Annotated in this window: 20 protein-coding genes and 2 pseudogenes; 12 read left to right on the forward strand and 10 right to left on the reverse strand. The window is 57.2% G+C overall.

Annotated elements, in window-relative coordinates; translation table 11 throughout:
* Positions 1 to 585, forward strand: a 585-nt coding sequence (locus RHSP_RS00505) for an IS630 family transposase (protein WP_240535331.1), incomplete at its 5' end; no start/stop codon positions are given.
* Positions 586 to 591: 6 nt separating this feature from the next.
* Here the strand turns inward: RHSP_RS00505 and RHSP_RS00510 are convergent.
* Together RHSP_RS00510 and RHSP_RS35410 are read right to left on the reverse strand one after the other, a co-directional pair.
* Positions 592 to 1,428, reverse strand: a complete 837-nt coding sequence (locus RHSP_RS00510) for a recombinase family protein (RefSeq protein ID WP_004107192.1) — start codon at positions 1,426 to 1,428, stop codon at positions 592 to 594.
* Positions 1,429 to 1,627: 199 nt separating this feature from the next.
* Positions 1,628 to 2,031, reverse strand: a pseudogene (locus RHSP_RS35410) (PIN domain-containing protein).
* Between the two features lie 149 nt (positions 2,032 to 2,180).
* Here RHSP_RS35410 and RHSP_RS00515 point away from each other — a divergent pair.
* Positions 2,181 to 2,720, forward strand: a complete 540-nt coding sequence (locus RHSP_RS00515; protein ID WP_037148696.1) for a hypothetical protein — start codon at positions 2,181 to 2,183, stop codon at positions 2,718 to 2,720.
* A gap of 93 nt (positions 2,721 to 2,813) precedes the next feature.
* On the opposite strand, the gene RHSP_RS00520 is transcribed toward RHSP_RS00515, so the two are convergent.
* From RHSP_RS00520 to RHSP_RS00540, 5 genes are read right to left on the reverse strand one after another with little or no spacing between them, the layout of a single operon-like run.
* On the reverse strand, positions 2,814 to 3,758 hold the full coding sequence (locus tag RHSP_RS00520) for a homocysteine S-methyltransferase family protein (protein WP_004107197.1): 945 nt from the start codon (positions 3,756 to 3,758) through the stop codon (positions 2,814 to 2,816).
* 60 nt (positions 3,759 to 3,818) lie between these two features.
* On the reverse strand, positions 3,819 to 4,508 hold the full coding sequence (locus RHSP_RS00525) for an ABC transporter permease (RefSeq protein WP_004107199.1): 690 nt from the start codon (positions 4,506 to 4,508) through the stop codon (positions 3,819 to 3,821).
* Between the two features lie 11 nt (positions 4,509 to 4,519).
* Positions 4,520 to 5,245, reverse strand: a complete 726-nt coding sequence (locus RHSP_RS00530; RefSeq protein WP_004107201.1) for an ABC transporter permease — start codon at positions 5,243 to 5,245, stop codon at positions 4,520 to 4,522.
* 12 nt (positions 5,246 to 5,257) lie between these two features.
* Positions 5,258 to 6,031, reverse strand: a complete 774-nt coding sequence (locus tag RHSP_RS00535; protein WP_037148699.1) for a transporter substrate-binding domain-containing protein — start codon at positions 6,029 to 6,031, stop codon at positions 5,258 to 5,260.
* A 43-nt stretch (positions 6,032 to 6,074) separates the two neighbouring features.
* A complete protein-coding gene (locus RHSP_RS00540) occupies positions 6,075 to 6,854 on the reverse strand; it encodes an ABC transporter ATP-binding protein (RefSeq protein WP_037148701.1) in 780 nt (259 codons plus the stop codon).
* Between the two features lie 172 nt (positions 6,855 to 7,026).
* Here RHSP_RS00540 and RHSP_RS00545 point away from each other — a divergent pair, with 172 nt between their 5' ends.
* Positions 7,027 to 7,509, forward strand: a complete 483-nt coding sequence (locus RHSP_RS00545; RefSeq protein WP_004107204.1) for an Lrp/AsnC family transcriptional regulator — start codon at positions 7,027 to 7,029, stop codon at positions 7,507 to 7,509.
* 614 nt (positions 7,510 to 8,123) lie between these two features.
* A complete protein-coding gene (locus tag RHSP_RS00550; protein WP_004107205.1) occupies positions 8,124 to 9,836 on the forward strand; it encodes a sensor domain-containing diguanylate cyclase in 1,713 nt (570 codons plus the stop codon).
* A gap of 226 nt (positions 9,837 to 10,062) precedes the next feature.
* Here the strand turns inward: RHSP_RS00550 and RHSP_RS00555 are convergent, their stop codons facing one another.
* From RHSP_RS00555 to RHSP_RS33035, 3 genes are all read right to left on the reverse strand, one after another.
* Positions 10,063 to 12,816: an EAL domain-containing protein gene (locus RHSP_RS00555; protein ID WP_004107207.1), complete on the reverse strand. Its 2,754-nt coding sequence runs from the start codon at positions 12,814 to 12,816 to the stop codon at positions 10,063 to 10,065.
* Positions 12,813 to 13,826, reverse strand: coding sequence for a FecR domain-containing protein (locus RHSP_RS00560; protein WP_004107209.1), 1,014 nt, complete (start codon positions 13,824 to 13,826; stop codon positions 12,813 to 12,815). The genes RHSP_RS00555 and RHSP_RS00560 overlap by 4 nt, the downstream gene beginning before the upstream one ends.
* 769 nt (positions 13,827 to 14,595) lie before the next feature.
* Positions 14,596 to 15,573, reverse strand: a complete 978-nt coding sequence (locus RHSP_RS33035) for a GGDEF domain-containing protein (RefSeq protein ID WP_004107211.1) — start codon at positions 15,571 to 15,573, stop codon at positions 14,596 to 14,598.
* A gap of 430 nt (positions 15,574 to 16,003) precedes the next feature.
* Between RHSP_RS33035 and RHSP_RS35415 the strand changes: the two are divergent.
* The 8 genes and pseudogenes from RHSP_RS35415 to RHSP_RS00600 form a co-directional block, all read left to right on the forward strand.
* Positions 16,004 to 16,185 (forward strand): annotated as a pseudogene (locus RHSP_RS35415) (helix-turn-helix domain-containing protein); the annotation flags it as partial.
* Positions 16,186 to 16,711: 526 nt separating this feature from the next.
* Positions 16,712 to 17,845 carry a transporter substrate-binding domain-containing protein gene (locus RHSP_RS00570; protein WP_037148704.1) on the forward strand — a complete coding sequence of 378 codons (1,134 nt, stop codon included), beginning with the start codon at positions 16,712 to 16,714 and terminating at the stop codon, positions 17,843 to 17,845.
* Between the two features lies 1 nt (position 17,846).
* Positions 17,847 to 18,470, forward strand: coding sequence for an ANTAR domain-containing response regulator (locus RHSP_RS00575; protein WP_004107225.1), 624 nt, complete (start codon positions 17,847 to 17,849; stop codon positions 18,468 to 18,470).
* A 195-nt stretch (positions 18,471 to 18,665) separates the two neighbouring features.
* Positions 18,666 to 19,511, forward strand: coding sequence for a nitrilase family protein (locus tag RHSP_RS00580; RefSeq protein ID WP_004107228.1), 846 nt, complete (start codon positions 18,666 to 18,668; stop codon positions 19,509 to 19,511).
* Positions 19,512 to 19,546: 35 nt separating this feature from the next.
* Positions 19,547 to 20,695 carry a substrate-binding protein gene (locus tag RHSP_RS00585; protein ID WP_004107230.1) on the forward strand — a complete coding sequence of 383 codons (1,149 nt, stop codon included), beginning with the start codon at positions 19,547 to 19,549 and terminating at the stop codon, positions 20,693 to 20,695.
* A gap of 50 nt (positions 20,696 to 20,745) precedes the next feature.
* Positions 20,746 to 21,579, forward strand: a complete 834-nt coding sequence (locus RHSP_RS00590) for a branched-chain amino acid ABC transporter permease (protein ID WP_037148712.1) — start codon at positions 20,746 to 20,748, stop codon at positions 21,577 to 21,579.
* Complete coding sequence (locus tag RHSP_RS00595) at positions 21,572 to 23,329, forward strand: branched-chain amino acid ABC transporter ATP-binding protein/permease (RefSeq protein WP_037148732.1); 1,758 nt, start codon at positions 21,572 to 21,574, stop codon at positions 23,327 to 23,329. The genes RHSP_RS00590 and RHSP_RS00595 overlap by 8 nt, the downstream gene beginning before the upstream one ends.
* The gene (locus RHSP_RS00600) at positions 23,322 to 24,029 is read left to right on the forward strand and encodes an ABC transporter ATP-binding protein (protein ID WP_004107239.1); all 708 of its coding nucleotides are present in this window, start codon (positions 23,322 to 23,324) and stop codon (positions 24,027 to 24,029) included. Before RHSP_RS00595 ends, RHSP_RS00600 begins: the two co-directional genes overlap by 8 nt.
* Positions 24,030 to 24,031: the final 2 nt, after the last annotated feature.

Consider the following 24,031-nt stretch of genomic DNA (forward strand, 5'->3'; position numbering starts at 1 on the left):
GTTGGATACCTCTCGGGCATGGCTTGCCGGGCACCAGTCGATATCGATCGTCGCTCGCGATCGGGGCGGCTGGTCTTCATCGATGAAACCTGGATCAAGACCAACATGGCACCGCTCCGAGGCTGGGGACCGAAGGGCAAACGCTTGCGCAGCTTCGCCCCGCACGGCCATTGGCGCACCCTGACTTTCCTCGGCGCATTGCGCTGCGATCGGCTTGCCGCACCCTGCGTCTTCGATGGGCCGATCAATGGCCAGTGCTTCCGAGCCTATGTCGAACAGCAGCTCCTACCGGTCCTCGAACCCGGCGACATCGTCGTGATGGATAACCTCGGTTCCCACAAGTCGAGCGCCATCCGTCAGATGATCCGCGATGCCGGTGCGCGGCTCTGGTACCTGCCGCCCTATTCACCTGACCTCAATCCGATCGAACAGGCCTTCGCCAAAATCAAGCACTGGATGCGTCTGGCTCAGAAGCGAACCATCGATGACACCTGGCGCCACATCGGAAACCTCGTCACAACCATCGAGCCCAGCGAATGCAGCAACTACTTCGCCAACGCCGGATACGCTTCCGTCAAAACCTGAAACGCTCTAGGTCTGGTCAGAAGCCGCAGTGTCGGGGGTAAGCAAGCCAGACCGGCGTGCGCGATCGATCAGGTTTTTGACGGAGGAGGGCGACCATTTCGATCCGCCGCAAGGGGTGCGCTCATGCAGCCTTTCAAGCTGGATCGCGATTTCACGCAGCGTCAAGTCCGGGTTCGAGGAGTAGATGCCTGCAACCAACGTCATCAACCGATCCTCAGGCGGGAGGGAAGGGGACTGACGAAGCAAATCGGCGTCAGCCATAGGCTTCGCGACCATCCACTTCACGGCGCGGCGCAGACGAGCGATGTCGTCCCAGGTATGATCCGGCCGCATGCGTCGCACCGTGGGAAGCCATTGGTGAACGGAATCCTGGATACGATTGCCGTAAGCCGCCTTCTGCACCGCCGTCATCTTAGCCAGCGCCTCGGGGCGTTTTTCCCGGATACCGGAGTTGCCGGGCAGCCGGCCCTTTGCTTTTGCCGCCTTGATGCCCGCTTTCGTTCGCTCGGAGATCAGTGCGCGTTCAAGCTGCGCCACGGCGCCGAGCACCTGGAGAGAAAACATTCCCTGCGGCGTCGACGTGTCGATTGGATCTCGCAGCGAGCGAAAATGTGCGTTCTTCGCAGTCAGATCCTCTATCACCACGACCACGAGCGTGTCGCCGGCATTGATCTCCCGAAGCAGCTTTGAGAGGGCTGGACGGGCACGCGACGCGCCAGACCCGTGTTTCTGAACGATGATGGCCCAACCGGTCGCGCGGAGCTCAATCTCCTGGGCTTCCGTCGCCTGTTCATCCGTAGAAACGCGCGCATAGCCGATAAGTTGGCCCTTCGCCTGTTTCATGCCGGCCTTGTTTGAAGATCGCGCAGACACGATATGTCGATTGCATCGACATATCCGGAGAACGTGTCGTTGAAATTGAAGAACGGCGACACATTGCCCTCAGAGCTCATCAGGCATGCCCTATAAGCTTCCCGCATTGGTCGGGGCAAACGGATGCGAACGTTTTGGAATATGGCACTGGCACCCACGATGCCACCCGCTATCTCTCAAGCCAGTTTTCGAGGTTGAGGTCACGAATGAGCAGGAATTCGCGCATATTGTCTGTCACCAGTGTCAGGTCTAGCGCACAGGCATGCGCGGCGATGAGAAGATCGTTGAGGCCGATCGTCTACCCTGCAGCTTCCAACTCCGCACGAATGTCGCCGTATTTGATATCGGCGCGGATATCCAGCGGCAGGACGGGGAGTGTTCGAGTATGCTTTCGACCTTGGCCTGTAGCTTGGCTGATCCTTTTTTTGCACAGCCGTATCGCAACTCCGATGCGACGATGATGCTGGTGCAAATCTATTTGGGATCTACATCTTCGATGCGGCGTGCCGCCGGTCCGAAAGGATTGCGTATGATGTCGCTAATGATGTTCGTATCAAGCAAGTACCCGTTCAAAAAATGTTCTCCGGTTTGGCGGGCATATCTTCAATATCGGGGAACTGGTCTTCAGGCCCGAGTGGAGTTTCCTTCTTCCAGTTGGCAATAAGCTCCACGATATTGGACGGCTTGGTTACAGGCTCGATGATGAGCTTATCGGTGTTGCCATGGCGCTTCGGAACACGACGGCGACGCCTTACCAGAAGTCAAACGAGGCGGAGGTGAAGGAGCTTCAGATGCGGCTTACCGAGTTTTATGGCCCGTTCGACCAGATCTCCAAGGAAAACGACCTGATCTCGCGCGAATTTCGGCAGCGCTACAAGCAGGGGAGCGATGAGTTTCGAACGCTGATTGCGCTTCTCGACGAAAAATGGCGTAACGGATTAGACCAGAGCGACAAGGCGCTACTTGAGAAGATCATCCAGAACGGCAAGGATTTGCGTCAACTGATCCGCTCAAAGTCGGGATTGGTCGATAGCCAGATCGCGCCGATCCTGGCAAGCGCAGCGGCACATTTCTCGGTTCTCAAAATGGCCGCCGGCGGCCAGCTACAAAATCAGCCGGAGCGCTTCGCCGCCTATGTTTATCCACGCGAGCTTGATCCTGCGATCGCGAAGGAAATTGCTCGCTTGAACAAGCGCATTCGAGCGCTGCTCAATGATCCGGGCGCAAGGCACGCCCCGATCTCACCCCTGATGCTGACTTAGCCGGCAACTGGCTCGAAAGCATCCTTAACGGGTTTGTTGAATGAAATCAGACAAGTACGATAGGCATCCAAGATGTCGACGGTTCGTATCCATTCAAGAGCGAGGATTTGAAGCGCTTTGTGCTTCGGCGGGCGGCATGAGGGATAATTTTAGCTGATGAATGTGCCCTGATCCAATTCCGCAGCAGCCACCCACCATCGTCGCGCCGGCATCGACCCATGAACAGGCGAAGCGCGAGTAGACATCATCGTTCAGATCCTCTCGGGTGGCATGAAGGCCTTCGTTGGCGGCGGATTCGTTTTGTTCTCCCTCGAAAGCATTCGCATAGACGCCGATCTGTAGATTGTGGCCGCCCTGCTTGAAAACCTCCGCTGCTGTGTCGACGGCCGCTCGCATGACTTCCGGTTTGCTGCAATTGAACAAAAGCGCGTTCGCGCCGGACGACGCGGCCCATCGTGCTGCGTCTTCGACCGCCTCGCCGGAGCGGAGCTTGGGGGAGGCGCCGTCTCTCTGAGCAGAGTCATCCGCCAGTGTGAACGAGGTCCAGAATGGCTTGCCGGTTTTGGCAACTGCGGTGCGAACGGCTTGTCCTTCGGCGATCAGGCTGAGCGTTTCGCCAAGCCAGATGTCGACATAGGGATTGAGATTTTCCACCAGAACCTTGAGATAGTCCTGTACCCGCGACGGATCGAAATTCTGCGGTTCGTAGGAACCGAAGATGGGGGGCAGCGAACCGGCGACCAGAATTTTCCGATCCTTACACGCATCGGCGGCATCGCGCGCCAATTGCCCCGAGCGTGCGATAAGCGCGGCCCCTTCCTCCCAGAACCGCTCCTCGCCGATGTGGAATGGCACGAGCGCATAGCTATTCGTGGTGATGACGTCCGAGCCGGCGGCGATGAATTCGTCATGGACCTGCCGGACGATATCGGACGAATTGATCAGCGCTAAGGCCGACCATTCTGGCTGCTTCAGCTCCGCGCCGAGACGCAGGAGTTCGCGGCTCATGCCGCCGTCGAGGATTAAGAGTTTGCTCATGAGTAGGATCTCCAGAATGGCTCGGATCTGCGGCGAGGTTTGCTCTCGCTGTTATCGTGGCTAGCGCCGCACCGGCACCTGCGCCTCCAGGAAGCGGAAGGCTCGTGCGATGATGGCGGTGAGAATGAGATAGAAGACGGTAACGACGACCAGCGGCTCATAGACGAGCAAGGTGTCTTGACGAACTTTGGTGGCAACGGCGTAGAGATCCATCACGGTGACGGTGAAGGCGAGTGGTGTCACCTTCAGCTGCATGACGATTTCACCGCCGATCGTCGGCAATGCGATGCGAATGGCGCGCGGCAGCCAGATGCGCCGCGTCAGCGTTAGGGGGCGCATGCCGAATGCACGTCCGGCTTCCAGCTCGCCTTTCGGGACGGCGAGCAATGCGCCGCGCAAAACCTCTGCCTCGTAGGCCGCATAATTCAGCGTGAAGCTGACGGCCGCAAAGAAGAAGCCTTCGCGCAGGATCGGCCAGAACAGGCTCTGGCGAATTCCCGGAATCATCGGCAGAAGCGAGCCGACACCATAATAGAGCAGCCAGAGCTGTATCAGCAGCGGCGTACCCCGGAAGAAGGTGCAGTAGCCGCGAGCAAGGGTGCGCAGGAGCGGGCCACCGCTGATCTGGGAAAAGGCAAGGCCGATGGCGATGAGGAAGCCGAAGACGACGGAAATCACAAGCAGCGACAGCGTCTGTACGGCTCCCGTCAACAGAAGCGGCCAATAGGATGATATCCATGAGAAGGTCATGCCAACACTCCTCACGCTGGCTTCGGTTGGCCGCGCCGAACTCGCCGCTCAACCAGATTGAATAGGGCATTCGAGACGAGTGTGAGAGCGAGATAGACGAGGGCTGATGCCAGGAAAAAGATGAAGTAGTGCTTGGTGCTTGCGCCGGCGAGACGCGTGGCGAGAGCCAGTTCCTGATAGCCGACGACTGCGACGAGAGCGCTGTCCTTGGTGATCGACATCCATAGATTGGCAAGACCGGGAAGGGCATTCGGCAGCAAGGCGGGCAGTATGATGCGGCGGAAGCGCAGGCGCCGCCCCATGCCGAAAGCCTTTGCCGCCTCGATCTGGCCGACGGGAATGGCAAGGATCGCACCGCGCAGCACTTCTGTCATATAGGCGCCCTGCACGAAACCGAGCACGGCGACCGCGACAGCAAAGCCGTTCAATTCGAAGGCGGGCAGGTTGAGCGCGGCGAGAAGCCGATTGAGACCGTCCATCCCCGCATAATAGAGCCCAACGATCAGGATCAACTCAGGCACGGCGCGGATGACGGTGGTGTAGAGTTCGAGCAGAAAGCGCAATGGCCTGATGCCGGAAAGCTTGCCCAGCGCCCCCCCAGTACCAAGCAGAAGGCCTATCAGAAAAGCGCCCGCGGAGATGGCGACCGTAGAGACAGCTCCGGTCAAGAGTACTCCACCCCATCCGGGCGGATAGGGGGAGAGCAGGTCCAGGATGCCTTGTTGAGCAGTCGCCATCGTCGCGATTTCTTACTTGGCGCCGTAGATGTCGAAATCGAAGTATTTTTTGCTGATTTCGTCGTATTTGCCGCTTGTGCGCACCGCGGCGATGGCTGCATTGAGCTTTGCCTTGAGCACGGTGTCTTCCTTGCGAAGGCCGCCGGAAACGCCAGCTCCGAGGATTTCCTTGTCGTCGGCGACATCGCCCATCTTGGCGCAGCAATCCTGGCCGCCATCGCTTTTCAGGAAGGCATCGAGCGCTAGGGAATCGCCAAAGACATAGTCGATGCGGCCCGCAGCGAGATCCTGAAACGCCTCGTCGAGCGTCTGGTAGGTCTTCTCTTCCGCGACCTTGGAAAAGTACTTCTTGTAGTATTCCGACTGAATGGTCGATACCTGGATACCGATGGTCTTGCCCTTGACGTCGGCGGCGGTAGCGCCTGGCTTCTGGTCCTTCGGACCGATCAGCGTGCTCGGCGTATTGTAATATTTATCGGTGAAATCGATGACTTTTGAGCGCTCGGCGGTATTCGACATGGATGACCAGATCACATCGAACTTCTTGCTCTGGAGCGCCGGGATGAGACCGTCCCAGGACAGTTCGACGATCGAGCACTTTTCCTTCATCTGATCGCAAACGGCGTTCATCAAATCGATTTCCCAGCCCTGCCATTTGCCCGAGGCATCCTTGGCGAAGAATGGCGGATAGGATTCGTTCATGATGCCGAAACGAACTTCTGCCTGGGCCGTCATCGACGAGAGCGTGAAGGCAAGCCCGGCAAGCAAAGTGGAAATCAGTCTCATATAAGAAATTCTCCTGGTGGGTTGTCTGTGAAGGGATTGAGGGTCAGGCCGGCAGCAGGCCCGTGAATTCACGGCAGCGGGCGCTGAGCGGAGCGTCAAAGACCTGCGCGGGCGGTCCTTCCTCCTCGATGCGTCCCTGATGCAGGAAAAGAACATGGTTCGAGACATCGCGGGCAAAGCGCATCTCATGCGTGACCAGCAGCATGGTTCGGCCCTCGTCTGCGAGATCCCGGATGACCTTGAGCACTTCGCCAACCAGCTCCGGATCGAGCGCCGATGTCGGCTCGTCGAAGAGCATCACGGCCGGATCGATGCAAAGCGCGCGGGCAATCGCTGCTCTCTGCTGCTGACCTCCGGAGAGAAAGGCCGGATAGGCATCGCGCTTGTCATAGAGCCCGACCTTGCCAAGGAGAGCCTGCGCCTTGTCGATCGCCTCGCCGCGGGGAATGCCCAGGACATGCACCGGCGCCTCGATGATATTTTCGAGAACGGTCATGTGGGCCCAGAGATTGAAGCTCTGGAACACCATGCCCAGTCCGCTGCGGATCCGCTCAATCTGCCGCCAGCTTTTCGGCTGCATCTGTCCCTGGCGTCCCCGCCTTAGGTCGACTTCCTCACCGTTGACGACGATGCGCCCGCGATCAGGCATCTCAAGCAGGTTTATGCAACGCAGAAACGTGCTCTTTCCGGACCCGGAGGAGCCGATGATGGAAATCACGTCCCCTCGATTGGCCGTGGTTGAAACGCCCTTAAGGACCTGATGTGACCCAAAACTTTTGTGAAGATCTTCTACACAAAGCGCCTGGGAGGACAGCTCTGTCATACCCAATTCCAATAGAAAACAATTTGCGGAGAATATCGCGAAGGTGAGCGGAATTTGCGCGCAATTGAGGACAATTTTGCATAAAAAATGCAAAAACGTATTCCGTGCGCATCTTTTGTGATAGAATGGAGATGTCGTCGCACTTTGCCAGCGTCCAGTCAGGGGAATGGGAATGGAAAATCTGGATCGCTTTGATCGCGATATTCTCGATATCGTTCAGCGCAATTGTCAGCTGACGGCCGAAGCGATCGCCGAGGAGGTTGGCCTCTCGACATCAGCTGTGCAGCGGCGCCTGAAACGGCTGCGCGAGGACGGTATCATCAAGGCGGAAATCGCGGTCGTGGACCGCAAGGCAACTGGCACCCCCATGGTGTTCATCGTCGGCATGGAGATCGAGCGAGACAACTACGATGCCCTTGCCAAATTTCGCCTTTGGGCAGAGAAGCAGGATCATATCCAGCAGGTCTATTATGTCACAGGTGCCGTCGACCTCATTGCCATCGTCACCGCGAGGGATGTCGAGCACTATGACGACATTGCCGCCGTGATCATGGCGGAGAATCCTCAGATCCGGCGCATGCATACGAATGTGGTATTACGTGACGTGAAGCTCGGTCTATTCGTTCCTCTCGCGGACGGCGGCGGCGCAGGTTGATCGGGGCCTGTCTAATTGACGATTGACGATTGACGGTTTGATGCGTGCGGCTGGCGGCTGAACGGCGAGGTTGCAAAACCAAAGAGCACAGCCGAATTGTTCACCGGAATCCGTCGACTTCGCAGTTGAAGCTGCTCTCTTCACACAGGCGCTCTCAAAAGATGTTGCCACCGAGAGTCGGGCCGAGCAGAATTTTGGTCGGGCTCTTGTTCAATTGCTACGAGAACAGTCTCTCGGAGACGTTCAGCCTCGCTTACGCTTTGTCGCGGGGTGTATCCGCAGGCCGGTCTATGCCTGAACACCTGATGTGGCCGGCTTGCCGTGGAATTGGTCGAAGAATCAAGGCAGGAATGCCATGGCTGGGGAGTGCAAGGACTGGAGCTGCGCCGGGAATTGAGTGTTGATTTCCGTGATGATTTCACCCAGTGGGGGTCAAAATCTCGCGAAACTCAACAGTTCGATCTGTACCGTTGAAATATCAGGCCGCCTAAGCGATCGAATTTAGGCCGACAATCCTGTCCTTAATCCTATCATAAGGCGCCGGGGGTAAGAGTAGAGGCGTTCTTATAGTGGTCTGCAAAACAAGTTCGGACCGAAGCCAAATCGGAGTGTAAGTGTCGCGGAATTCCCCCCTTGATATCGAAGCTTGGCGCAATGAAGAAATCAGGACCGAGCTCGAGCACCGAACCAAAGTCACTCCGGCGATGCTCCATTCGATCAACAAGGACGGCCTATTGATCTCGGTAAGCGACGCGTGGCTAGATAAACTCGGCTACACTCGGGAAGAAGTTATCGGCAGACGTTCGTCTGAGTTTTTAACAGCCGAGTCGCGGGCGTACGCATTGCGGGAAGTCCTTCCGGCCTTCTTTCTGACCGGCCATAGCGACAACATCGAATATCAAATGGTTTGCAAGGACGGCCGTATTATCGATGTCTTGTTGTCGGCGGTTCTGGATAGACTTCCAGGTGATGCCCAGGGAGTGTCGTTGGCGGTCATAACGGATGTGACTGCGCTTAAAGCCGCAAAGCGGCAATTGGCCTTAAGCGAAGCGCGATATAGGGATCTCGTGGAAAGCCAAACGGAATTGGTATCGCTGGCAAGCTCTGAGGGTGAGCTTCGATTTGTCAATCATGCCTACGCACGTCACTATGGTCGCGAACCCGACGAAATGATTGGAAGGAGCCTGTTCGACTTCATTCCAGAGACCAACCGTCTCGCGGTCGAGCACCATTTGAGTGCGGTTTGCAGCGTCGATCACAGCATTGAGAATCAAAATCAAGTGGTGTTGCCCGATGGCCGGATCAGATGGATGGCATGGACCAACAAGGCCCTGAGAGACTTGGATGGGCAAGTAATCGCTATTCATTCGGTAGGCAGAGATATTCATGACCGAGTAATCGGCGAGCAGCGGCTTAAGGAAAGCGAGGCTCGTTACCGGCTGCTGGCGGACCATGGGACCGATATGGTTTTCCAACTCGATCATGATCTTGTTCACCGCTATGTTTCTCCGGCATGCGACGATATCCTCGGTCGCGAAGCTGAGGAGCTGATCGGTGCGTACCCAATGGCGATTACACATCCCGAAGATGCCGAACGTGCGGGATCGGCATTTCAGGCGCTTCTCGACGGCCACCTCGATCGCCATTTGCTTCTCTGCCGCCTGCGTCATCGTGATGGGCGCTGGATCTGGGTCGAAGCGCAGCTGAAGACGCTGAGAGATCGGCAATCGAACCTTCCATCAGGTATTATCGGAACCCTAAGGGATGTTTCGGCGCGCAAAGCGATCGAGGAGCAGCTTCAAGAAGCAAATCGCCGGCTACAGGCACTCGCTGATCAAGATGGGCTTACGGGTCTTTCGAACCGCCGCTTGTTTGATGCAGCGTTCTCACGAGAATTCGATCTCGCTTCACAAGGCGAGAAAGACCTCGCCCTTCTGATGATCGATGTGGACTGGTTCAAGTCGTTCAACGATGGCTACGGTCATCCCTCCGGCGATGGATGTCTGAAAAAGATAGGAGAGTCTATTGGAGGCCGCGTGCGGCCGGGTGATATCGTTGCGCGCTATGGCGGCGAAGAATTTGCTGTGCTCCTGCCGGGTGCCGGCCTAGCAGAGGCAATGGTCATCGCAGAACTCATCCGAGAGAGCGTGCTGCAACTTGCGATCGAACATAAAGGTAGTCCGAACCGGTTTGTGACCGTCAGTATCGGTGTGGCCTCTATGGAAACAAGAAATTCAAGTCGGGACTTGCTCCTCGGCAGGGCAGATAGCGCTCTCTACAGAGCTAAAGGGAACGGACGCAATATCGTCGTTGGAGACGACGCTTAGCATCGATTCCCGTTTCCTAGGTCGTCGTGCAATCGCTCACCAATTGCTGGCGGTTATCTTTATCTTGACTTTATAATTTGCGGCCGCCAACTCGGCCCTCGCTAAGGCGCTTGCCGTGAGCCAGCGGCGATTCCGGCCGGGCGGCTTTTCCCACTCCCAAGTCTGTTCCAAGAACTGCGCATTATTTGCGCGGACCCAAATGAGCTCCCCGTTGCAGGGTCTTCAACTAACCGATGACGGCGGGCGCTACGAGCTTATATTGCCGCAGCATGTCATCGGAGCGTTGTGGCATACTAAAAAGATATCCTTGACCCGTTTCGCATCGAAGTCGGCAAAGAGCCTCCTTCTCAGCCTGGCCCTCTATGCCCTCTGCAACGATTTCCATTCCGAGGCCGTGTCCTATCGACACGATGGCCTTCACGATCTCGTGGACACTCGGGTCATCAATCATTCTTCGAACAAAGGATTGGTCGATTTTCAGCTTGTCGAGTGGGAGATCGGCAAGATAGCTCATAGAAGAATAGCCAGTTCCAAAGTCATCCAGAGCCAAGGTGATACCCGACGCACGAAGGTCCACCATCTTAGCGATAGAGCCTCCGCCATCATTGATAAAGGCCGATTCCGTGAGCTCAAGGCATAGTCTGGAAGCTGCTAAACCGCTCTGATGCAGCGCGTGAAGGACGTCCGCTTCGAGGTCGGTACGCTCGAACTGAATTGCAGATACGTTGACGGAGATGACGCCGTGTGACCACCGCGCTGCTTCTGCGCAGGATTGCATAAGCACCCATCGCCCGATTTCGCAGATCTGCCCGGACGATTCCGCGATTGGCACAAATTCTGCGGGGGATATCAGGCCAAGTTCGGGATGCTCCCATCGCAAAAGCGCTTCTGCTCCCACAAAGCATTGGGTTGCCAAATCTATCTGTGGTTGAAACATGAGGAAAAACTGATGATTGCGGAGCGCGGCACGTATGTCCACTTCCAAACGCCTGGTGCGAGCTTGCTGAAGAGCCATTTCCGGATCGAACGCTTTCCACTGCTCTGATGATTTCTTTGCAATGTCCAGCGCGGATTCAGCCGCGCGTAAAGAATTTTCAGCACTCGCCGGTCCACATCGCGCAATACCGAGGCGAATTCCGACTGCCGTCAACGTTCCATTAAAAGCAACAGGTTCCTCAAAGAGATGCAGGAGCCGTTCAGCATGATTTTTTGTTTCGCCCTCTTCTTCTGCGAAAAGTATAGCAAACATATCACCGTCGATGCGGGCAAGAGGTGCATCGGGCAAGGCACTTGCCAACCGAGAGGCGACAGCTTTGAGAAGCGCGTCGCCAATCTCTCTCCCGAGCGTGGTGCATATGCTTGTGAAGCGTTCTATATCGAGTAGAGCGATGATGCCACTTCGTCCTTCAATCCGCACAAGAAACTCTCGCCGGTTCAGCAGGCCTGTCAGTTCGTCCTGCTCAGACATCCACTTTAACTTGTCTTCATAGAGCTTTCTGGCAGTGATATCCCGAATGATGATGCACCCACCGAAGGCCTTTGCAGAAGGACGGCCTATCGCCTCAAGGGGCGAAAGGGTTATCAAGGCTTCATAGGCCGCGAGCCTCTCATCGAGAGGCTTTAGGAACTCGACGATCTTGGATTTTATCCCGATCCGCTGCGGATCATAGTGACCAACAATCTCCGTGATCGCCTGAGTGACTAAGCCTTCCCTGATCGTCAAAAGACTATCGCCCGTGCTGATCTCCAGGATCGATTTTGCCGAATCGCTGATTTCTGAAATTCTCAGGTCAGCATCGAATGCGATGATGCCATCAGAGCTGTCGGCTATGATGGTCCTCATCAACCGGCGGGAATTTCGAGCATCGACCTTGGCGATTGCGGCAATCATTTCTCCAAGGTCTATCCGCTCGTTCAAAGCAAGAACCCAAGCAAGTCCAAGAAGCGCCCAGGGAATGATAGTTCCACCAACGATCGCCAGGTCCCTCTGTAGGAAAAACGCCACAGCTTCACAGCCGCATCCGAGTGCGGCGGCAACAAGCGTCGTCTTGCCCATGCTCAAGGAGCGAAAATAAAATACTCCGAAAATCAAAGCGCCGCCAAATAAGAGATTGAGCGGGGTTTGATCGATTTGCCGGAGGTTGCGGTTTTGCAGTTGTGTCTCGGCGGCGAGAACATGAATGAGCGGGCCGGCCAATCCACCGTAGACTGGCACGCTGAAAGTGTCCTTTAGTTCAGCCGCAGATGCTCCGACGACGACGGAACGGCCAGCAAGTTGTTTCGAGCCGACTTTCCCCTCAAGGATGTCCGCCAATGAATATGTAGGTATGCTGTTCGGTAAGATTGAGAAATCGATCAACTGGCTGCCAGATATCCTGGATCCGCCGGATAAGGCCGACGCTGCAGAAGGGGTTGGCCTTCCATCGAAATCACTGCCGAAATCGAACCGTCGAACCAAGCCGTCAGCATCCATTGCGACATTGGCGAAAACAGGCCACGCATTGGCAAGCAATTGTGGAATCGGCCGTGAAATTTCTGTCTGCAAAGATGAAGCCGTTTTCTGTTGTCGGAAAATCGGCAGCAGAACGCCGCCCCCGACCTTTGCTAGTGCTGAAGCGAGAAGCGCGTCTTCTGATGCACTTGAAGGCGTTGAAAAATCGATGTCGATAAAGATGTCGCCGACATCGGCGCCGTATAATTTGTCCAGGACTTTTCCGTAGACGCTCCTCGGCCATGGCCAGACACCAACTTCGTCAAGAGTGTGTTTGTCGATGGCGATGAATGCGACATGCCCCGAAGCGTTGCGGGGTGCCCATTCGAACCGTTTGGCAACTAACTCATCGTTCAGTTGGATGACGGGATCAAGTTGGGGGCTGATGACTGGAAATGCGAGGACCGCAAGGACCAGCAAAGCTCTCAGCAGGATGGTTCCAGGATTACCCCTGGAAAGACGTGACAAAGAGTGGTTGACGTCCTTCACTTTCTGCCACTCTTGACGTTCCCGTTCCCGTTCCCGTTCCCGTTCCCGTTCCCGTTCCCGTTCCCTTTTCCATTGCCGCCACTGTTTCCGGAGTTGCCGTTTCCATTGCTGTTGTTGTTTCCAGCGTTTCCTTTTCCATTGTCGCCGCCGTTTCCGGCGTTGCCATTTCCATTCCCGTCGCCGCCGCTGTTTCCAGCGTTGCTATTGCCATTGCCGCTGCTGTTTCCGCCATTGCCGTGGCTCGCTTCACTGGAGCTTTTTCCGCTGCTGTTTCCCGAGCCACTGTTGTTTTCGCCGTTGGTATTGCCCTTATCGCCACTGTCACCGGCAGTGCTAGCTTGCGACGACTTGCTGGTGCTGTTGCTCGCGGTGGCCTGTCCGGATAGCGTGGTGGCACCCAATGCCGGCACTGTTGCCACCGAGGGGGCGACAGAGTTTATCGACGGCATTGACACTTGCCCGGAGACCGTCATCCCGGCATTGTGATCGACTGAGGCGGTTTGATGCGGCCCCACATTTGCTTGTTGACCGCTAGCGAAGGAGGTCACTTGAACCAATCCTCGATCAACCGAAACGGACGCGGCCGTTTTTCCAACGCTGACGTGAAAGATGGTACCTTTGACAACAGCGGCGAGATACGGCGTCTGAACGGTCGTATGTGGCTGGTTACGCTTTTCTATCTCAAGATCAAGTGTACCAATCTGTTGACGGACCTCGGTCTTACGCGCTGAGAAGAGACCGGAGTTCGTTGTAATCGAAGCCATCGTGTTTGGCTGGAACCCAATGCTTTCTACACCGCGCGTAAGTTGAGCGCGCCCCCGAGGGCCAGTCGATATCCAGGCCCGGTTTGGGACGACATCGCCGGTGTGTAGATCCATCCAGTTTGAGAGGTCTGTCGTATATTTTACCTGACTGGTGGCCTTTGCAACCTGCCAATCATCACTCTCGGCCATTGCGGTCGTGGGCAGAAGAAATAGGATGAGAACTAGAACACGAGCAAAAAGCGACACGATTACCCTCCAATATCCAAGTCGGCTGAATGGAGTGTTGTGTCGCTATCCTTAAGCCTCAGCGACGCCCAAAGCGCTTCCCAATCGTTTTCCGCGCTAACCAGGGCCTTATGCTTGCACGATAGCAACTGCATAAGTTCGCGTTGTTCAGGAGCCATGGGATTGGTATCTGGCGCGTGGGGATCTGATCGATTGCGATCCGGGCGCGGAAATGGAATAGGTTTCTGCATGAGGCCTTTTTCATGAACGACAAGAAAGAGGCGGGCGCCGTCATCGGGCTCTCTCGGGAATGGTGAGGAAAAGCTGCCTCAAATCATTCGTGCAGCGCGGATAGGCTTTCGGTTGCTCGGCAGACACCACATCATCCTTGGAAGATAAGTCGCGGCAACGTCGCATGATTTGACGCAAACCATTAACAAAAGCTGGATTTTTGCCAACTGCGTCTGTCTTTTCCCGCTCAAGCTGAACTTTGTTTCTCGTATCGGATAGCGTTGGCGTAAAATGGATCTATCGAGGCCAGATTGGCGCGGTCAGTTCCTTGTGTTGCAAAGATTGCTGCACGTTACGTGATAGAGGCTTATGCCGCTTGAACAGAGCAGCGGGCGAGTGATTTGGTTCAACTGGCGAGGATTTAAAGATCCGGTCACGTCACCGATCTTCGTCGCGAAGGTGACAGGGTGACAGGGGCGGTCAGATCGACGCCGCGCAGCGTCAGCGATGCTCGAACTATGGGGCAAGAGGCCGGTTCGAGATGAACTCCTCGATCACTTCAGGAATGATGCGAGCATCTCTGAAGTTTTGGTGGCAACAAGGATTCAAAGTCACATGGAGGAGCATGACCTGCCAAGCTAAAGCCAGCTTTAGTATCGCGTTTCACCGCATACATGAGCTGGTCAGCATGGCGCATCAGTTCATGCAGCGAAGCGCTGTCACCGGGGAAGGCAACCACCGCGCCCATGCTGCATGTGACCCCGTGGCCAGTGTTCTCCAATGCGGCCGTGAATCCGACATGCAATTGGCTCGTCACTTCCAGCGCGCCCTCGGTCTTCGTCAGCTCGATCAAGACCGCGAACTCGTCGCCACCCATCCGTCCGAAACAATCCTCCAAACCAATTAATGACTTCCCCTGTTCTGCAAGGCATTGCAGGAGCTGGTCTCCTGTTTGGTGTCCGAACCGATCATTAACGGCCTTGAAGCCATCGAGATCGAAATAGGCAAGTAGCAAAGACCGATTGCGTGCCGTTGCCGATGCCAGCATTGCTTCAGCCTGGCGTTGGAACTCCTGCCTGTTCAAAATTCCTGTCATCCAATCCCGCCGCGCGAGGAGACGCTCCCGGTCGAAACTTTGCCGGAAGCGCGTCACGACAGCAGCCGCACATCCGAACTTGATAAGTTGTATCACCAACTCGACGATCGCGCTCGTATCCAGATGACCGGAAAGTCCCAGTAAGGTCACGACCGATAAAATGATTTCCGCGATCGCGATGCCCATTCCTGTTTTGAAACCGAAGCACCAGCAGGCAATACAAACTGGCAGCATATAGAGCGAACCGACATGGTGGATGCCGCTGACTTGGAAAAGCCAATCTAAGCTTGCGATACAGATCAAGCTGAGGATCAGCAGTCGCCAAACAGCGACTGGCGTCAGGGAGTCGAGCCACTGTTCCGGGGAAAACAAAGGAACCTCGAGATGGTCACTCTGTTGGCTTCGATGGTCTTTCCGCAATGCTGTCAGCGCTCCGCGCACACCGTTCCTCCCCTGCGCGCCGATAGAGAACCAGCCCTAAGAGTGCATTAACCGGGAGATTGAAACCCAAGGTTTGTCTAGCGCAGACGCCTTTAGCTCAAGCCTGAACATGCGCGCCCTTCACCCGAGAGCCGCGGCACCAAGCCTCACCTTGTAGGGGGTTCATGCCCCGGCCCGCGTCCACACAAGCTAACGCAGGAAATAGCTGAAAATCCTTAACATTTAGGGAGCGCAATCTGTCCCTACGAACACCGCGACTGTTGCCGTCAGTACCGCGGGAATATTCCTCAATAGGGCTGTCTGAATCCTCCCGAGTTTGAGGTGCCGCCGGTCTTCCGAGGCGCGCCCTGAAGGCCGGCGGCACGTCATCGCCAAGACTCTTTCCGATGGTCGGAAAGGGGATTCGGGTGATCAAGCTGAGGAGAGAACGATGATCCTGGATCTACATCGACAAGGTCTGCCGGTGTCGGTGATCGCCAGGCAGACGGGTATGGATCGCAAAACGGCCCGTAAATATATATCGAACGTGGACTGGAGGCTCCCGCGTATGGTCCGAGGAGACCGAGAGCGACGGTAACCGACCGGTTCACCACCTATCTCCGCGAGCGGGTAAAGACCTAACCTCGGCTATGTGTACGGTATGTTCACCTCGTCAAATTGCGGACATCGCGGCTGCATTTGCCGTGGCGGCGGTATGGCCTGCCAGACCGTTTTCGGCCCCCAATCAGTCATTCCGGTCAGGCCAAGTTATTGGCTTACCTAACGAATTTGCTATACAGGGAATTTGTGATAACTGGGTCGTTGGTTATGATACCTATCAAGAGCGAGCGAATTTGAAAAATGGAGGCGGGCTCGCAACGCGCCGCTTGCAACGCCACTCAGCCTCCTAAAAAAGTCAGCGAGAAATCAAACGACGCTCTCACCTTACCTGCGGTAAGAACGTTCGTGTCGCAGGATCGATGATTGCACCGGCAAGGCGATGGTCCTGGCTGATCTGGTGTTCGCCGCTTTCTCCCGCAGCTTGAGTCGGACCGGCTTGCGGCATCACATGGAAAAGCACTATGGGTATGGAAGTCGAAAGCGCGGAGCTAGTGCGTTCCCTGCTTTTGAACCTCCAACTAGGTCGGAAATGGCGAAGATGACAAGCTCCGAATGGCGGGTGGGAGTGCTGTTTTCCAGAAGCGGAATCAGCGAAATCACGGAAACCGAGCACTTTCTTGGCACCGCACTTGCGATCGAAGAGGTCAATGCGGCCGGAGGCGTGCTTGGCAAGCCCATCGTTCCGATCGCCTATGATCCGGGCGGCGATCAAACCGCCTATCGCAATCTGGCGCGGCGCCTCCTAGCCGACGACGACGTCAATATCATCTTCGGCGCGTCGATGTCAGCCAGCCGCAAAGCCGTGCTGCCGATTGTCGAGCGGCATAACGGACTGTTATTTTACCCCTCGATGTACGAAGGCTTCGAATATTCCGAGAATGTGGTCTACACCGGCGCCACCCTCAACCAAAACACCTTTACGCTCGCCGAATACCTGCTGCGCAACCATGGACGCCGGATATTCTTCGTCGGCGCGGACTATATCTATCCGCGCGAGTCCAATCGGGTCATGCGGGACGTGGTGGAGGCAAAGGGTGGCGAGGTCGTCAGCGAGCGGTATCTTCCCCTTCATGTCGACGAGCAGACGCTGCGGTCGGTCATTTCCGACATCATTCGCCTCCAGCCGGACGCCATTTTCTCGACGATTATCGGCCGGCCGGCACAGCGCTTCTATCGCATGTATGCCGAGGCTGGCATAGATCGCGAGCGGGTTCCGATTGCCAGTCTGACTATGGCAGAGACGGAGATACGCGAGATCGGAGCGGATGCTTGCACCGGCCACATTCTCTCGGCGACCTATTTCCAGACGGTTGAAAATGAGGCGAATGACCGTTTCGTCAGCGCCTTCAAAAACCGGTTCGGCGAGGAGGTGACTACGAGCGTCTGGTCGCAGCCGGCCTACGCGCAGGTTCATCTTTTCGCCCGGGCGCTTGCTCGGGCCGGCTCGCTTGAAACCCATCGCATTTCCGAAGAAATTCTCATGGAGGATTTTCTTGCCCCCGAAGGCCGTATTAACTTCGACGCCGATACCCGTCACCTCTGGCTGCATCCGCGCATCGGCATCGCGCGAGCCGACGGGCTATTCGACATCGCCTGGCAAGCGCCCGGCCCGGTCCGGCCGGATCCATATCTGACGGCTTCGCGTTTCGAAGACGTTTGGCTGGAGGCCTGAGATGGCGGGACCAAGCAGGATCATTCAGGATCTGCGGCGTGCGCGCGTTCTGGTCGTTCACCCACGCGATGAAGACGGCAACACATTGATCGCGCATCTGAAACGCCTTGGTTGCGAGGTCAGGGCGACCTGGCCATTGCCGCCCGCGTTGCCTCCCGACGCCGACACCATCTTCCTGCAAGTCGAGGACGTGCACGTCGAACACGCGTTGCAGATCATCGACCTCCAGCAAACGGCGATCATCGCCATCCTGACCTATGAGAGCCCGACGGCGCTTCAGGCGATCATCGATCTCAACGCCCATGGCGTCATCAGCAAACCGCTACGGCCTCTCGGCATCCTCACGCAGTTTGCTCTGGCGCGTTATCGGCAGAGCTACGAAAAGAGGCTCGCCGGCAAGGTTCAGAAACTCGAGGAAACATTGAAAAGCCGCCGGCTGGTCGAAAAAGCCGTTTCGGCGCTGCGGGTCATGAACGGCCTTGACGAGGAGGCGGCCTATAAGCTTTTGCGCGATCAGGCAACGTCGAAGCGCGTTCCCATGGCGACAATCGCCGAATCCATCATTGCCGCGCAAGACACGATGAAAAGCCTCGGATTGTCCATTGGCGGAAAAAGTGAACTCTAAACCCCGGCACTATCGCTCGACGATTTTTGAAAATGTCTGACAGAGCCGCTTGACGGTCACGTCGTTACGTGAAAGCTTAATGGCAACGAGCAGGTTTGCTCAGCGGCAGGGCTGCCGCTTTCACATTGTGGCTATGTAGCCTCTGGTTCACGGATTGAATTCCGTGCCAGAGGTTTTTTGCGTTTGGAGACAAGATTGAGCGTCAAGGCCTCAACCACGCGGACGGTAACCGTCGCGACCGTCCAGTTCGAACCGATCGTCGGTGATCGCGTCCATAATCTTGCTGCCATCGAGCGGTTGGCGAGGACGGCGAAAGCCCAGGGTGCGGAGATCCTTGTTCTGCCTGAGCTGGCCGATAGCGGTTACAGCTTCCGGGACGGCGACGAGGTTGCGGCATTGGCCGGACCGGTGCCCGGCGGCCCGAGTGCCGAGGTGTTATGCCGCCTTGCCCGGGAGCTCGGCCTCTACATCGTCAGCGGCATAGCCGAGCAGGACGGTGACCGGTTTTACAACAGCGCTCTTCTCTGCGGTCCCGAAGGATATATCGGCAAATACCGCAAGCTTCACTTATGGAACAACGAGAATCGTCTCTTCAAAAAAGGCGATCTCGGGCTACCGGTCTTTGATCTGCCCTTCGGGCGCATCGGTATCGCGATCTGCTACGACGGCTGGTTTCCCGAAACGTTTCGCGAGCTGGCGCTGACCGGCGCCGAGCTGGTCTGCGTGCCCACCAACTGGGTGCCGATGGCGGGCGCGGAAAGCGCTCTCGAGCCGATGGCCAATATTCTGCACAAGGCCGCCGCCCACACGAACGGCCTCTACATCGCCTGCGCCGACCGGATCGGCATCGAGCGGGGTCAGCCCTTCATCGGCCGCAGCATTATTGTCGGCCCTCAAGGTTGGCCAGTGTCCGGTCCGGCGAGCGCGGATCGCGAGGAAATCCTCCTTGCGCAAATCGATCTGTCGAGCGTGACGGAAACTCGCACGCTCAACAGCTTCAATCATCTGCTCGGCGACCGCCGCGCAGATGTCTACGGGTAATGATATCAACCCAAATCAAGAAAAAGGGAACAAAAATGCAAATGAAAACCATCCTCCTCACACTGGCATCGGCGGCATACGCCACTGCAGCCTTTGCCGCCGACCCGATCAAGATCGGCGTACCGGTCGGGCTTTCCGGCGCAAACAGCGTGGTCGCGCCGTCCGTCGTTCAGGCTGCGGAACTCGCCGTCGAGGAGATCAATGCCAAAGGTGGCGTGCTCGGGCGCCCACTGGCGGTTGAGATCGCCGACGACGCATCCGGTGCGGCCGGCGCGCAAAAGGCCTTCGATTCCCTTGTCTTCCAGAAGGAGGTGAATGTCGTCATCTCCATGGAGACGAGTGCTGCTCGCAATGCCGGACTGCCGATCATTTCCAAGGGTGATGTGCCGTATATCTACACGTCCTTCTACGAAGGCAAATCCTGCAATACCAATCTTTTCGTCAATGCCTGGGTTCCCGAACAGCAGGTCCCACCCGTCGTCGACAATTTCATCAGCAAGCAGGGCGCGAAGAAATTCTTCCTCATCGGTTCGGATTATGCCTTCGGGCGCGGCATGCTGAGCTTTGCCAAGGGCTATATCGCAAAAGCCGGCGCCCAGGTTGTCGGCGAGGAATATCTACCGATGGACGGCAGCGACTGGACGGCGATCATCTCCAAGATCAAGTCCTCCGGGGCCGACGCCATCATCACCTCGACGGCCGGCGGCGCGCCGAACGTGACCTTGACCAAGCAATTGCGCTCGGCCGGCGTCACCCTGCCTTACGGCAATCTCGCCGTCGACGAGGGTACCGCCAAAAGCATGGGCGCGGATGCCAAGGGCATCTTTCTCTCCGCTTCCTACGTGACCGGTATCGACGGCCCCGAAAACAAGGCGTTTCTCTCGGCCATGGACAAGAGGTTCGGCAAGGAACTGCGCACGCCCAACGACCTTTCCGTCCCGCAATATGAAGCGATCTACCTTTACAAGGCAGCCGTCGAGAAAGCTGGCAGCACCGATACGGCAAAGGTTCTCAAGGCTCTTCCCGAGGTATCCTTCACCGGCCCGCGCGGCAAGATCTCGATGAACAAGCAGCATCACGCGCCGCTGACCATGTATCTTGGCCAGGTAAAGGATGACGGCAGCGTCGCGGTCGTCGATAGCTTCAAGGATGTCGATCCCGGCAACCAGTGCCCGAAACTCTGAAACCAGAGTGGCGGGGCAGGATGCCCCGCCGCCACATCGGAGTTCCAGAAATGACGCTCTTTCTCGATATCGTCAGCACCGCGGCCATTCTCTTCATCGTTGCCGCCGGGCTGCTTGCGATCTTCGGCGTGCTGAAGATCATCAATTTCGCGCATGGCGCATGGTTGACCATCGGAGCTTACTGCGCTGTCGTCGTCAGCGGGTTCGGCCTCAACCCGTGGCTTGCCATTCCCTTCGCCTTCCTAGTCGGAGCCGTTCTTGGCGGTATCGCCGAACGGTTCATCGTCCGGCCTCTGTATCGCCGGCCACTCGATGCCATTCTTGCGACCTGGGGTCTTGGCATCGTCATCGGCCAGCTCATCACGCTCTGGTTTGGCCGCGACGTGCAGTTCACCCCGGCGCTACTACCCGGCACTTTCGATCTGTTAGGCGTCGGCTATTCATCCTATCGCCTTTTCGCCATTGCCGCCGCGATGATTCTAGGCCTCGGCTTCACCCTTCTTTTGGATGGGACACGGCTTGGTCTTTCCGCCCGGGCCGTCATCATGAACGAAACGCTGGCACGCGCGCTTGGTATCGATACGGAAAAGGTGCGGCTCGCCACTTTCATGATCGGCGCAGGCCTTGCCGCCTTGGCCGGCGTGCTGCTCGCGCCGCTGACGAGCGTCGATCCCAATATGGGTGTCGCCTGGCTGACGGGCGCATTCATGCTGGTGATGGTAGCAGGCTCCTCTTTCGGCGCGCTTGCTGCCGCCTGTCTCATCTTCGGGGCTGCTCAAGTGCTGGTCAGCACCTATTTCAGTCCTATCCTCGGCGGCATCACCGTGGCCGTCCTCTGCGCCGTCACACTGCGCATACGCCCGAAAGGATTTGCCCGTGCCTGATAAACAGAAACTTCGGCTTATCCTTTTGCTGCTGCTGGCGCTCGCAGCGATCCTGCTGATCGTCTTTGGACCGATGTTTCTCGGCCGCTTCAGTCTCAACGTCCTCACGCGGTCGATGATCTACGCCATGCTGGCGATTACCGTCGACTTGCTCTGGGGCTATACGGGCGTTCTCACCTTCGGACAGGCCGCATTCTTTGGTGTTGGTGCCTATGCCACCGCCATGGTTCTCACCCATATCGGCGCAAGCCCGGCCTTATTCCTCCTCGCGTTTGCCGCCGCTATCCTCGTGCCGCTCCTGCTCGGTCTCGCGGTTGGCTGGTTGTCGTTCTATCACGGGTCGACGTCGCTCTATGCCACCGTGATTTCGCTCGTTGTGCCGATCGTCATCACGCAGCTGGTCTTCTCGGGCGGTATCTGGACCGGCTCCTCGAGCGGTCTTGTCGGTTACGATACTCTGCCGCTCGGGCTTCCCGGCTATTTTCGCCTGTCGGGCGCGTGCCTCTTCACACTGGCCGTTCTCGCGATAGCATTTGTCCGCTCCGATGCCGGCCGGTTGCTCGTGGCGATCCGCGACAACGAAGCGCGCGTCGCCTATCTGGGTATGAATCCGGCTGCGCTTAAGATCGCCCTGACAGGTGTTCTCGCCGGCGTATGCGGCCTTGCGGGCTTCCTCTACGCCAATGCGTCTGGTGTCGTTGCGCCCGAGAATACCGGCTTCGTTTTCGGAACCGAACTCGTCGTCTGGACGGCGCTCGGGGGTCGCGGAACGATTGTCGGCCCCTTGTTTGGGGCAATCGGTATCGATTATCTGAGCGCCAGTCTCTCCGGCGATCTGCCCTTTCTGTGGCAACTGATCGTCGGCGCGCTCTTCGTCCTCATGATTATCGTCTTGCCGGGAGGCCTCGCATCTCTTGCGACGCGTTTCCTGCAATCGGGAAGCTCCAACAGCACTTTGAAGTCACTATCGGCGCGCATAGGCTTCAATGATCGCGGCGTCGCAGGCAAAAGCCTTCTGTCGATCCGCGGTCTCGGCAAGTCCTATGGCAGCCTCTCCGTCCTCAAGGGCATCGACCTTGAAATTGGAAGAGGAGAACTCGTCAGCCTCGTTGGCCCGAACGGTGCCGGCAAGACCACACTGATGCGCTGTCTCTCCGACGGTACTCAGCAGATCGAGGGCCAGGTGGACATCTGTGGCGCAAACATTGCCGGTCGCGCGCCGGAACGGATCGTGGCTCTCGGCGTCGGGCGCAAATTCCAGATCGCCAGCATCTTCGACAGCATGACTATCGGTCAATGCCTGAAAATGGCTCGTCTCAGCCATGAGACACCCAGCCCGACGCGATCGCTTGCCGAGATCACACTGCCTGCGGCCGCAATCGAGATCCTGACGCTGACGGGCATGGCGGATATGCTGGACAAGCCGGTATCGCTGCTGTCGCATGGTCAAAGGCAGGCTCTCGAACTGGCGATGGTGGTCGCCCTGGAACCCCGTGTCATTCTTCTCGACGAACCGACGGCGGGCCTCACCAAGACCGAGCGCATGACCATCGGCGCCATTCTCAGGAAGCTGACAGACGAGATGGGGTTTGCCGCCATCCTGGTCGAGCACGATCTGGATTTCGTGCGCAATATATCGAGCCGCATCGTGGTTCTCCACCAGGGCAAGCTCGTCCTCGACGGCACGGTGGATGAGGTTGTCAATTCCGAAACGGTCCGCACCATCTACGCGGGAGGCGCCCATGGATGAAGCGTTCAAACTCAAGCTCAGCGGTGTATCGAGCGGATATGGCGCGGTCGATGTCGTCAACGGTGTGTCGCTCGCCATCCGGTCGGGGGAGATATTCGCGCTGATGGGCAAGAACGGCATGGGCAAGACGACGCTACTGAAGACGATTCTTGGTTTCCTGCGTGTCGGCGAAGGCAAGATCGAGGTAGACGGCACCGCGATCACCGGCAGGAAGCCCGCGGAGTTGATCGCCTCCGGTATCGGCTACGTCCCCCAGGAGCTGCCGCTGTTTCAGGATCTTTCCATCCGCGACAATCTGCGCCTGGCGCTGAAAAGCGATCGGGACCTGGCATCCGCGCTGGACCGGGTTTACGGCTATTTCCCGTTCCTGGAGGACCGCTTGGCGCAGAAGGCCGGAACCCTGTCGGGCGGGGAACAGAAGATGCTGATCCTGGCGCGTGCACTGATGCTGCGGCCAAAGGTGCTCCTGATTGATGAAGTCTCCGAGGGCCTGCAACCTTCCGTCGTCCACAACATCGCCAACGCATTGAGGGACGATCGTGAGAAGCGCGGCACGACCATCCTTCTGGTCGAGCAGAACCTGGACTTCGCCCTTTCGGTGGCGGATCGCTGGGCTATTCTCAAACTCGGGACGATCGAGGACGAAAGTTCCAATGGTCTCGATAGCCGCGGCCGCGTTCTGCAGCATCTGAAGATCTAGGG

This window comes from Rhizobium freirei PRF 81 (assembly GCF_000359745.1).
In the GTDB taxonomy this organism is placed as follows: Bacteria; Pseudomonadota; Alphaproteobacteria; order Rhizobiales; family Rhizobiaceae; genus Rhizobium; species Rhizobium freirei.